Here is an 11,709-nt window from a genome sequence, read left to right as displayed (position 1 = left end):
AATATACCACTTTTCATGTATATTTCTTTTAGAAGGGGGTTTTTCTATGACATATAAAGTTGTATCGCTCGGCGCATTTTATCTTAGTGGTTTAAAAAGAGAATTCACTACCGAAACAATGGGAGAAATCAAACCGCTCTGGGATGAGCTTGAACACAACGGCACACTTGCTGACTTACAAAAATTAAATGATGTAGATACTTTAAAAGGTCACATCGGTGCATGCATTAAAACAGAACCATCTGAACATTTAAATTACTTAATTTCAGTTGCGACTAAAGAACCGCATGAAAATTACGAAACAGCTTATATCCCTGCGTCTGAATGGGTTGTATTTGATGCAATCGGTCCCATTCCAACAGCTATTCAGGAAACATTTGAGTATATTTACGGTACTTGGTTTAAAGATGCACCATTCAGACCATTGCAAACTGCTGATTTAGAATTCTACCCGCTAAATATGAATTTTGAAACCGATAACCCGAAAGTAGAAATCTGGATACCTGTAGAAAGGAAGTAAATAATGAATTTAGAACAACAATTAGTAGAACTTAAAGAAGAATATATAAGAATCCAAAACGATTTAGAGAAGGTTGAATCAACCGGTCAATCTTCACCTAAATTAGAACAAAAGCTTGTTGAAATCGAAAAAGCAATACAGGAAACACGCGATAAAATGTAATGCGATCTGTCACGGTAAAAAACCGTGACTTTTTATATTCTTTTCCACTATTATTCGTTACAATATATGTATTAAATTTTTTGGAGTGACTTTATGAACAAACAAATCAAATTACTTATGGCAATTCAGTTTTTTATATATTTTGGCTTTAGCATCGTTATTCCTGTAATCCCGGCACTTGTGCATAGTATGCACTTAAATGCATTTCATATGGGATTATTGCTAGCCAGTTATTCAATATTTTCATTTTTAGCCGCACCATTTTGGGGATATCTATCAGATAAAATTGGCCGTAAAAAAATATTGTTCATCGGGCTTATCGGATTTACATTAAGCTTCTTTTTGTTCGGTCTTTTTATCGATAACCTGGCAATGCTCTATACTGCACGTGTTATAGGTGGTATCTTCTCCGGTGCTTGTTTCTCAACGACAACAAGCATGGTGAGTGATATGACAAGTGAAGAAGAACGTAATAAATATATGGGACTCATGGGAATGATGATTGGACTTGGTTTCATCTTCGGTCCTGCAGTTGGTGGCTTGTTATCCGGCATCAGTTATCAGGTGCCATACTTTGTCACAAGTGCCATACTGGTACTAATTGCAATATTATCAATGCTAACTTTACAGGAAACTTATCACGGAAACAGTGGGAAAGAAACTGAGCTAGGTACTTCAAAAATGCTGACACCACAAATTATATTCATCTTAATCTCAACTTTTATCGTTATGTTTACGATGAGTGGTATGGAAAGTACTTTCCAGCTCTTTGAAATTGAGAAAATAAATATCACAACTACTCAAATGGGTCTTCTTTTTATGATCGGTGGATTGATCAATGCCGGTCTCCAAGGTGGTTATTTACGTAAAGTAAAAGATGGGAAAGAAAAACCTGTTATTATTACAGGTCAGATATTAACAGTTATCGCATTTATCCTATTACCATTCTCTATGAATTTATGGTATGCAGGACTATGTTTAGTACTTCTAATGGCTGGTAACGCATTAGTTAGAACGTTGCTTACAAGCAGATTGACTAAAGAAGGCAATCGTAGTAATATGGGTAAACTCACTTCTATCAGTTACAGTATGGATAGCTTAGGACGTATTCTTGGTCCACTTGCTTTTACCGGAATTTTATCAAAACAAATTGATGCACCATTTTATTTCGGTGCAATAATGACAGTTATAGGTACAATCGTCTTAATGATGTACTTTAAGAAAGGACGTACAGTATGATTTTTTTAATCACTTTGTTCACATTGATGTATCTTATTGTAAGTTACACGAGTATCTATCATCTTAAATTGAATATATTAAATATATTACGTATTATATTAGGATTAGGGTATTGCTTCTTTATATTTACATCTGTAATGCATATCCCGGGAAATATGAAGTTCTGGATTACATTACTTGCGATATGTTTATTGATGAATATTGAAATCGCAGCTTATAAACATAAATTTAATGATTCAAAAGCAAAAAGAATTCTAGATATTTTTTCACTTGTTATCGCTTTAATGGTTATTGTGATTATAGCCATATATATTTAAACAGGATGCCAAAATAGCATCCTGTTTTTTTATCATTCATAAAGAACATTTGTTTCTTTAATGCGTTCAATAAATTCATCCACTTGAGCATCATCTACTGCAAGTGAAACACGAATGTATTGATCACCTAAACTTCCAAACGGAAGTCCCGGTGTTGTAAGCATACTTTGTGACTTTAGTAAGAAATCTACATATTCTTCACTATTAAATTCATCCGGCACTTTTATCCAGATAAATATGCCACCTTGCATCGGCTCAAACGGAATATCTGCTTCAATTAAAGCTTGAGTCACTTTATCTCGACGTCTTTTAAATAATTCATTCTGTTCATTTAAAAACGATTCACCAAGTTCTAATGCCGCTACAGCACCGTCCTGAATGGCACCCCACATACCCACCTGCGTGTGATCCTGGAAATAGTTCAAGTTCTCGATAATTTCTGCATTACCTACAGCAAATCCCACGCGTACACCAGACATATTAAAACCTTTAGATAATGAATAGATTTCAATCGCCACATCCTTAGCACCTGGTGATTGCAAGATGCTAGGATTTTTTGCATCAAACCCAAATGCAGCATATGCAAAGTCATGCACAATTTTTGTATCTGTGTCTTTAAAACGATTGATCGTCGCATCAAAGAATGCTTTTGTTGCAACTGCACCAGTAGGGTTACTTGGATAATTTAAATAGATTAGTTTTGTGTTATTAAGTTTTGCTTCATCTACTTTATCGAAATCAGGTAAATAATGTTCTTCCGGATACAGTTTCAGCTCATAATGTTCCCCTCTAGCAAGTTTCACACCCGCTAAATAATCCGTGTATCCCGGATTTGGTAATAATACACCATCTCCCGGCTCAATCACACATGTCGGTAGATGCACTAACCCACTTTTCGTACCATATAAAATACAAATTTCTTTGTCCTGGTCTAATTCAACATCATATACGTCTTTATAGAACTTTTTAATTGCAGCTTTAAATGTTTCTTTCCCTCTAAACACACCGTATTTATTATTCTGTGGATTTTGAATACTTTCAGTCAGTGCTTGAATTACGCTATCAGGTACTGGTTTATCAGGTATCCCTACCGCCATATTTATGAGGGGTTTACTTCCAACATCAAGTTTACGCCCCATCGTCTTACCAAAATAACTTTCCGGAATTGTTTCTAATATTTTTGTGTATGCCATTACACTGCCTCCTATGGTTTATCAAATCCAACGAATGATTCATCTATTACTTTATCAAAGGCTTTAGATGTTATTACTTTATTAATATCTTTTGTTAATTGACTATTTTCATTTTTCTTGTTAACAACGATACGATTTCGATAATGTTCATCCATCTTCTCTAACTGTAATGCTGATTTTAAATCAATTTTAGAAGCTAATGCAAAGTTACCAGGAACAGCTGATAATCCTATACTATCTTTGCTACGTGGTAATTGCGCCGCTTCTACTGCAACAAACTTTAAATTTTTCTTGTTGTTAATGACATCGCGTTCTGAAATAGTAAGTTCGTTTGTCCCCGGTTTAATATCTATAAGATGTGCTAATTTTAATGTCTTAAAAGCACGTGCTGCATTGACTGGATCATTTGGAATTGCAATTTCTGCACCATTAGGTACTTCATCAAATGATTTATATTTACCAGAATAAATACCCATCGGCGCAGTTGGAACTTGTCCTGTCGCAACAAGATTCGTCTTATTTTGGGCATTGAACTGTTTCATAAATTCAATGTGCTGATATAAATTCGCATCTAAATCACCTTTTGCTAATGATTTATTCGGTTGAATGTAATCAGAGTATTCAACGAGCGCTACTGTATAGCCTAATTTTTCTAAACCAGGCTGAATTGCTTTCTTTACCATATCAGCATAAGGTCCACTCGTTGCACCAATACTAACTTTGCCTTTATCTTTACTTTGCGTACTTTTTACATCCGCATTTTGACGCTCATACGGATTACCTTTATCTAATAATATCCCGGATAACAATATAACGATGATGCCTGACAATATAAAAATAACTATATTCTTCATATTCTTCCTTCTTTCGTTGCTTTAATTTTTTCGTTCTTTATTATTTTCGTTTATATTTTTTATTTTAATCTTTCGTTTTTACTTATTATCTTTTATCTACACGTTTACTGATAAAGTCACCAGTTATTTGAATCAATTGTACAAGTATAATGAGTATAATGACTGTTACAATCATCGTAACGTTGTCATAACGATAGTATCCATATCGAATGGCAAGGTCACCAATACCTCCGCCACCGATAACACCAGCAGTTGCACTATAAGCTAGTATGCTAATAATCGCTAAAGTAATTGCCTGAAAAATCCCTGACATACTTTCTGGAATTAACACGTCCATAATAATTTGTTTAAGTGATGCACCAGTAGCTACACATGCTTCAATGACACCTTTATCGACTTCCTTTAAAGATGTTTCAATAAGTCTAGCAAATAAAGGTACAGCGGCAAGCGTTAAAGCGACACTTGCAACATAAGGACCATGGGACTGCCCAACAATCTTGGTAGCAAATGGCAGTATCGCTACCATCAAAATGATAAACGGAAACGAACGGATGATATTGACGATAAATCCTAATATCGAGTTAAGTGGTCCATTCGGTAAAAGCAATTGATTGCGTGTTAAATAAAGAAGGATACCAAGTGGCAATCCAATAAGAACAGAGAGTGTAATTGCAATACTAGACATTAAAATCGTTTCTAAAAATGCTTTATATAATTCTGGTAGAAGTGTTTGAAATTTATCGCTCATTTATGCCACCCTCTCGATTCCGTTCGATTTCTTTATGTATTCATTTATAGCAATTCTTTCTTGAATATCACCTGTAACTTCGAAAGTTAATATACCTATCGGTTGATTCTGTATGTATTCAATCCTACCTTGAATAATCGAGATATCGCAGTTAAATTTCTTATATAAATTATTGATAAAGGCACTTTCTGCACTATCTCCAATAAACTTAACCGTAATAATTTCTTTATGTTCATCATTTAATTTCGTATATTGATCTGGTAATTCCAGATGATAGATATCATTTACAAAGTGTCTTGTTAAATCACTTTGTGGATTAGAAAACACAGTAAATACATCTGCATGTTCCACGATTTCACCATTATCCATTACGGCCACTTCATCACAAATTTCTTTTATGACATCCATCTCATGCGTAATTACAACGACAGTAATCCCTAATTTCTGATTAATATCGCGAATCAAGTTTAATATACTTTTTGTTGTCTCTGGATCTAGCGCACTCGTCGCTTCATCACACAACAATATTTCCGGATCATTGGCAAGCGCACGTGCAATTCCGACACGTTGCTTTTGTCCTCCAGACAACTCTCTTGGATAACTATCACGGCGATGGGTTAGTCCTACAAGATTAAGTAATTCAGTAATGCGAGCATCATACTGTTTCTTAGGGAAATGTGCTGCTTTTAAACTGAATGCGATGTTTTCCGCTACTGTCTTAGATTGGATTAAATTAAACTGCTGGAAAATCATCCCTATGTTTAATCGTTCTTTTTGTAGTTTCTGTTTGTTTAACGTTGTAATATCTACATCATTGACAAGCACTTGGCCACTCGTAGGTCTCTCGAGTAAATTTATTGTTCTGAGCAAAGTACTTTTTCCAGCACCACTATAACCAATAAGTCCAAATATCTTTCCGGTTGGAATCGTTAAATAAATATCTTTCAACGCTTGTGTCGTCTTACCGTTCCTTCTGTATGTCTTATTGACATCAATAAACTGTATCGCCAATCTATTCCCTCCACTTACTTATCCAAAGAAAAAAACGTCATTGCTTAATAGCAATGACGTAATATATGAGTCACTTATCTATCAAGCATAATAGCTTGTTGGATTTAGCACAGTACTCGTAAGAGCCCGCTGCTGAGACGTCATAGGGCCAATTCCCTCAGTCTCTCTGGATAAGATATTTAATTTTTAATATGGTATTTATATTAGTACTCAAATTTTCAATTGTCAATGAATTCTTTAGTTTTTATTTATTTACAACGGTTACGCGCTCTGTTGTTGTATTACTTTTCGTAAATTTATTACGCATTTTCATCAATAATTCATATACAATCGGAACTACAATTAATGTTAATAACGTGGATGATACTAAACCACCGATTACCGTTACAGCAAGCGCTTTAGAAATCAATACCGAACCATCTCCACCAAATAATAACGGCATTAATGCGCCAACTGTAGCAAGTGCTGTCATAAGTATTGGACGTACACGAGTCGTTGCAGCTTCTAAAATTGCTTCACGTGTCGGTAAACCTTCTGCTTCTTTGTTAATGACACGGTCAATTAATACGATAGCATTTGTTACAACGATACCTATTAACATTAACATACCAATCATAGATGGTACTGATAAAGTTTCTTTGAAAGCTAATAGTCCTAATATTACGCCGATAATTGTAAATGGTAATGAGAATAGGATTGCAAGTGGTGCAAGTCCACCTTTAAATGTTAATACTAAGATGAGATAAACAATACCTACTGCTGCAAGCATTGCAAGCCCGAGTTGAGAGAAACTTTCTCCAATATCTTCACTTGTTCCACCAACGTGAACATCAACATTATCAGGGTGTTTTAAAGTATTAACCTTTTCTGTTACATCTTGTGTTGCTTTACTTACATCTTTACCTTTGATTTTACCTTCAACGGATGCTGAAATATTACCATCTTCACGTTTAATCGTGTCAGAAGTTTTAGTTTCTTCAATTTTTACAACATCACTTAATTTCACTGATTTACCTAATGGTGATGTAAGTTTTGTATTTTCTAACTTTTCTTTCGTCCAGTTATCTTCTTTTTTCTTCGTTAAGATTACTTCCGTTGATTGTCCTTTTTCGCCAACTTTCGTTACAACTTTATCATCGCTACGTTGATTTAATGTCATTGCAACTTGTCCAGCTGTTAAACCTAACTCAGATAATTTATTATGATCTACTTTTAAAGTATACGCATCGTAACTATCTGAAAGTGACGTATTGACATTTGTTAATGATTTTACATCTTTTAATTCTTTTTCTAACTTTTCAACGACTGGTCGAATAGCTTCTGTCGATGGTCCATTTACGGTTACTGTAACCGCATTTGTTGCACCACCTGTTGCGAAGTCCTGGTTTTTCCAATCGCCCTCATGATTTAATTTAGCAATTTTCGCTAACACTTTATCCGCTTCATCTTCCCAGTTTGGTGTATCTTTCTTGTATTCAACCATCATTGCCATATCATTAGATGCGACAGGGTTGAATGGATTTTCTCCACCAACAGAAAACTGTGTATTCACAACGTTTTCATTTTTAGCTAATATTTTCTGAACTGCTTCACCTTTTTTCACAACGTCTTCTTCTTTTTCACCTGGTTTCGGTTTGTATGTTAATGCCAGTAACTTATCTTCACCTGTAGAAATAAATGACGTACCTAAGTAAGGTGTTAAGAATAGACTACCCACAAGTAATAACACACTTAATGCAGATACAATCGCTTTATGTCTTAATGACCAGTCTAATATCTTGCGATAGAATCCAGCAATCTTTCCAACCTTCTCTTCATCGTCATGATGACCTTTAATACCGTTCTTAAAGAATGTATGTGCAAGCATCGGCACGATAGTAATCGCAATTAAAAGTGAGGCAAGTAATGCAAATACAACGGTCCATGCAAATGGTCTGAAGATTTCACCAATAGACCCAGATACTAAAGCTAATGGTAAGAATACAGCGATTGTAACCATCGTTGAACTCATGATTGGAATGAACATTTCTTTCGTTGCACTGCTGATTAATGCAAATCCTGTTAACTTCTCACCTTTAAGCGACATACGACGGAATATATTCTCAATAACGACAATCGAGTCATCAATAACACGTCCAATTGCAACGGTCATCGCCCCTAACGTCATAATGTTAAGTGAAATGTCCATCTGTTTTAAAATAAGCATCGCCATTAAAATAGACATCGGAATAGAAACAACCGCAATTAAAGTTGAACGAATATTTCTTAGGAAGATCAAAATCATAATAACCGCAAATATCGCACCGATAATCGCTTTTTCCGCCATCGTCTTAACTGAATCTTCAATCGGTTTTGCCTGATCCATCATAAGTACGGCACTCATATCAGGATTGTCTTTTTTAAATTGTTTAACTTTTTCTTTTACTTCATTAGCCAAAGTTACAGTGTTCGCATCGTCTGATTTGATAACCTGCACGCTTAATGAGTCTTTACCATTTGTTTTAGAAATTGATTCACGGCTTTGCACTGTTTTTATATCTGCTACTTCTGATAACTTCACAGTTGGCACTTTGGCATTTTTCATCGCTTCCATCATAGCCTTCTGTGCTGCCGGATCCGGATCTTGTGGCATTTGTGCCGACTGACTTGGGGCTGTTTGGCTTTGAGTAGCACTACTATCTGTCACCGGAATTTTAAGCGATTTTAATGCTTCTACATTTGTAAACTGACCATTTACAATAATGCTCTTTAAATCATTACCGAAAGTATATAATCCAAGTGGCGCATCCATTGTAGCACCTTTAATAAACTGTAATACGCTATCTTCAGTTAACTTTTTCGCTTTTAACTTTTTGTCGTCAAACTGAAGTTCAACCTGTTCAACTTCCTGTCCTGAAAATGTAACGTTTGTTACACCTTCAATACCTTCAATTTCAGGTACTAAATCTTTCTTTATCTTTTCTGTTAAAGTCTTGATATCTGATTTATCACTAGATATTGAATAGCTGATAATCGGGAAAGTGTACATCGACATTTGAGATACTTGTTTATCCATAGCACCTTCAGGCATCTCAACTTTATCAATCTGCTTTTCCAGTTCATTTTGTGCTTCATCCATATCTGTACCAAATTTATATTGCACCGTTACAGCAGAAGCGTTTTCAAGAGACTGACTTGTTACTTTTTCTACACCTGATAAATTCTTAACTTTTTTTTCAATCGGATCGGTTATACCTTCTAAAACATCCTCAGGTGTAGCACCTGGATAAGGTGTTGTAATCGATATTACCGGTGTTGACATACTTGGTAACATTTCCATCTTCATCTTCGTTGCACTATAAACCCCAGCTGCTAAAATAATTAATGTCATCAACCAGATAGCGAGTTTATTATGCAAAGAAAAATCAATTATTTTCTTAATCAAGACTTTTCCTCCATTCATATATAACTTCTTAACAATAGGCAATTTTACATGATTTATCCAAATAAAGCACCTAATATCACACAACTTCATTAAATATTAATATTTTCTTTTCTTTTATATCTTTTACTGATATTTTTTATAGATAATTTGTGTGCCTGTCGTCTGCTTCAACGCATCAGACAGTGTATCGTATAATTCATATGCAAGAGATAAACCTGGTAATTGAATATTCATTTTCTCTGCTTCTTCTAAAGCAATCTTCATATCTTTTAAAAAGTGATGTGTATAAAAACCCGGTGCGAAGTCATCAACTAACATACGTGGTGCAAGGTTAGATAATGACCAGCTTCCAGCAGCACCTTTCGAAATTGTTTCAAGTACACGCTCAACATCTAATCCGGTTGACTTTGCATAATAAAGACTTTCTGCAACACCTAGCATATTAGAAGCGATTGCTATTTGATTCGCCATCTTCGTATGCTGTCCACTTCCTGCAGCGCCAAAATAAGCAATAGATTTACCGATGCGTTCTAATAGCGGATAAACTTGATCAAACGTTGTTTCATTACCACCTACCATAATAGAAAGCGTGGCATTTTTGGCACCAATATCGCCTCCACTAACCGGTGCATCGAGCACTTCAATTCCTTTTGTTTGTCCTGCATTAAACAATTTCTTAGCAAGTTCAGGACTGCTCGTAGTACAGTCAATAAATATTTGATGCTCTCTACCGTTTGTAATTAATCCATTCTCACCAAGATAAGTTTCTTCAACATCTACAGGATAACCAAGTATCGTGAATACGATGTCAGCATGTTCAGCTACTGCTTTTGGTGATTCACACCACACAGCGCCAGCTTCTATTAAAGACGCAGCCTTCTCTTTCGTTCTGTTATGCACGAATAATGTTTCACCCAAATGACTTGCCATGCTACGTCCCATAACACCTGTTCCGATAAATCCTATTTTCATCATAACAACTCCTTAATATTTATATTATTTTATATTTTTATTATTTTATATTTTTATTATTTTATATTTTTATCAATCAATATATATTACAATATAAGTGATTGGAGGTTAAACCATGCAAAGAGTAATGATGACGATGCTAATTGTCATGCATATTGTATTTTTTTTGAGTTACTTTATTCATAGTGGCATTATTTTTCTAACCATATATTTTTGGTTAATATTTTGTATCGTTACTTTTCTGATAGGCATACATTATCATTTTTCTAATGATCTGAGCCTCTCTAAAAATATTACCTACAGATTACTTGCGATATTTTTAACTTCATTTAGCGTCTTTAACTGCCTATTTATATTATACGTTACATTTGTAAATCCGTTTCTATATATGAATACAAAACAATCAATTTTTAGCATCTTTAACTAAAAAAGAGACTGTACACTTTCGTGTCAGCCTCTTAACCTTTATTAAAAGCGTTAATCGCATCCATCGCTTTTGAGATAGCATCTCTAAAACCTTTTTCTTCTAACATTTTTACACCTTGAATTGTAGAACCACCTGGTGTTGTTACCTGATCTTTTAATACACCGGGATGCGCTTTCGTTTGACGTACCATCGTTCCTGCACCAATAATCATCTCACTAACCATTTGATATGCAAGCTCACGATTTAATCCTTCACTCACAGCATTGTCTGCCATCGCTTCAATGAGAAGATATATAAACGTCGGGCTGGATCCAGTCACAGCAGGCATTAAGTGCATTAAAGATTCATCAATCCAATGTGTATAGCCTAAACGTTTCATTATTTCTTCCACTTGCTTTGCTTCTTTTTTCTCGACAAATTCATTTTTACTCATCGCTAGCACACCAGCATTAACCCCCACCGGTGTATTAGGCATAAGTCGAATAATTTTTGGGTGCTCATCAAATTCATCATCAATCTCCTGAATAGATAATCCACCGACGATAGAAATAAGAATATGATGTTCGCGTATTTGTTTTGCCATTTTTGAAGTAACTTCACGGTAATTGTTAGGTGTCACACCAAGAATAATTGCATCGTACTGTGTAATATCACTCATCTTTGTAAGTGGTGTAATATTATGTTTTGCATTAAAGCTTTGAAGTTTATCTTTATTTCTCATCCAAATACCTAAATCCGTTCTAGTAAGTCCACTTCTGTTTAACCCTTTAACCATCTCTGTAACCATTTTACCGCCACCGATAAATGCTATTCTCAAAAGCTGTCACCTCAATTATTATATT

Annotated in this window: 11 protein-coding genes and 1 riboswitch; of the genes, 4 read left to right on the top strand and 7 right to left on the bottom strand. The window is 34.9% G+C overall.

Translation table 11 applies throughout. From position 1 onward, the window contains the following. Positions 1-46 precede the first annotated feature (46 nt). The 4 genes from JJJ02_RS09495 (at position 47) to mspA (ending at position 2,238) form a co-directional block, all read left to right on the top strand. Positions 47-520, top strand: a complete 474-nt coding sequence (locus JJJ02_RS09495) for a GyrI-like domain-containing protein (protein WP_170122541.1) — start codon at positions 47-49, stop codon at positions 518-520. A gap of 3 nt (positions 521-523) precedes the next feature. Continuing rightward, the gene (locus JJJ02_RS09490; RefSeq protein ID WP_239242035.1) at positions 524-682 is read left to right on the top strand and encodes an SE1832 family protein; all 159 of its coding nucleotides are present in this window, start codon (positions 524-526) and stop codon (positions 680-682) included. Between the two features lie 93 nt (positions 683-775). Further along, the gene (locus JJJ02_RS09485; protein WP_239242036.1) at positions 776-1,921 is read left to right on the top strand and encodes an MFS transporter; all 1,146 of its coding nucleotides are present in this window, start codon (positions 776-778) and stop codon (positions 1,919-1,921) included. Next, a complete protein-coding gene (gene mspA, locus JJJ02_RS09480) occupies positions 1,918-2,238 on the top strand; it encodes a membrane stabilizing protein MspA (RefSeq protein ID WP_111716823.1) in 321 nt (106 codons plus the stop codon). The genes JJJ02_RS09485 and mspA overlap by 4 nt, the downstream gene beginning before the upstream one ends. A 32-nt stretch (positions 2,239-2,270) precedes the next feature. On the opposite strand, the gene JJJ02_RS09475 is transcribed toward mspA, so the two are convergent. The 7 genes from JJJ02_RS09475 to proC all read right to left on the bottom strand — a co-directional run bounded on the left by JJJ02_RS09475 (position 2,271) and on the right by proC (position 11,684). Beyond that, complete coding sequence (locus JJJ02_RS09475; RefSeq protein ID WP_111716825.1) at positions 2,271-3,431, bottom strand: aminotransferase class I/II-fold pyridoxal phosphate-dependent enzyme; 1,161 nt, start codon at positions 3,429-3,431, stop codon at positions 2,271-2,273. An 11-nt stretch (positions 3,432-3,442) separates the two neighbouring features. Continuing rightward, positions 3,443-4,285, bottom strand: coding sequence for a MetQ/NlpA family ABC transporter substrate-binding protein (locus JJJ02_RS09470; RefSeq protein ID WP_239242037.1), 843 nt, complete (start codon positions 4,283-4,285; stop codon positions 3,443-3,445). Positions 4,286-4,370: 85 nt separating this feature from the next. After that, positions 4,371-5,033, bottom strand: a complete 663-nt coding sequence (locus JJJ02_RS09465; RefSeq protein WP_111716828.1) for a methionine ABC transporter permease — start codon at positions 5,031-5,033, stop codon at positions 4,371-4,373. Continuing rightward, positions 5,034-6,044 carry a methionine ABC transporter ATP-binding protein gene (locus JJJ02_RS09460; protein WP_239242038.1) on the bottom strand — a complete coding sequence of 337 codons (1,011 nt, stop codon included), beginning with the start codon at positions 6,042-6,044 and terminating at the stop codon, positions 5,034-5,036. A 71-nt stretch (positions 6,045-6,115) separates the two neighbouring features. After that, positions 6,116-6,221, bottom strand: a riboswitch (SAM riboswitch). Between the two features lie 67 nt (positions 6,222-6,288). Continuing rightward, positions 6,289-9,468, bottom strand: a complete 3,180-nt coding sequence (locus tag JJJ02_RS09455) for an efflux RND transporter permease subunit (protein WP_255724845.1) — start codon at positions 9,466-9,468, stop codon at positions 6,289-6,291. Between the two features lie 123 nt (positions 9,469-9,591). After that, a complete protein-coding gene (locus tag JJJ02_RS09450) occupies positions 9,592-10,440 on the bottom strand; it encodes an NAD(P)-dependent oxidoreductase (RefSeq protein WP_111716831.1) in 849 nt (282 codons plus the stop codon). A 458-nt stretch (positions 10,441-10,898) separates the two neighbouring features. Continuing rightward, positions 10,899-11,684 (bottom strand): pyrroline-5-carboxylate reductase, encoded by a 786-nt coding sequence (gene proC, locus JJJ02_RS09445; RefSeq protein WP_111716833.1) that lies wholly within the window; start codon positions 11,682-11,684, stop codon positions 10,899-10,901. Positions 11,685-11,709 lie beyond the last annotated feature (25 nt).

The organism is Macrococcus sp. PK, assembly GCF_022501545.1.
GTDB classification, from domain to species: Bacteria; Bacillota; Bacilli; order Staphylococcales; family Staphylococcaceae; genus Macrococcoides; species Macrococcoides epidermidis.
This window is presented reverse-complemented; position numbering and strand designations above follow the sequence as displayed.

What these genes read in the sequence shown, in the direction of transcription:
- JJJ02_RS09470 (WP_239242037.1), bottom strand. Translation starts at nt 4,285, where the DNA reads ATGAAGAATATAGTTATTTTTATATTGTCAGGCATCATCGTTATATTG.
- JJJ02_RS09495 (WP_170122541.1), top strand. Translation starts at nt 47, where the DNA reads ATGACATATAAAGTTGTATCGCTCGGCGCATTTTATCTTAGTGGTTTA.
- JJJ02_RS09485 (WP_239242036.1), top strand. Translation starts at nt 776, where the DNA reads ATGAACAAACAAATCAAATTACTTATGGCAATTCAGTTTTTTATATAT.
- mspA (WP_111716823.1), top strand. Translation starts at nt 1,918, where the DNA reads ATGATTTTTTTAATCACTTTGTTCACATTGATGTATCTTATTGTAAGT.
- JJJ02_RS09475 (WP_111716825.1), bottom strand. Translation starts at nt 3,431, where the DNA reads ATGGCATACACAAAAATATTAGAAACAATTCCGGAAAGTTATTTTGGT.
- JJJ02_RS09465 (WP_111716828.1), bottom strand. Translation starts at nt 5,033, where the DNA reads ATGAGCGATAAATTTCAAACACTTCTACCAGAATTATATAAAGCATTT.
- JJJ02_RS09490 (WP_239242035.1), top strand. Translation starts at nt 524, where the DNA reads ATGAATTTAGAACAACAATTAGTAGAACTTAAAGAAGAATATATAAGA.
- JJJ02_RS09450 (WP_111716831.1), bottom strand. Translation starts at nt 10,440, where the DNA reads ATGAAAATAGGATTTATCGGAACAGGTGTTATGGGACGTAGCATGGCA.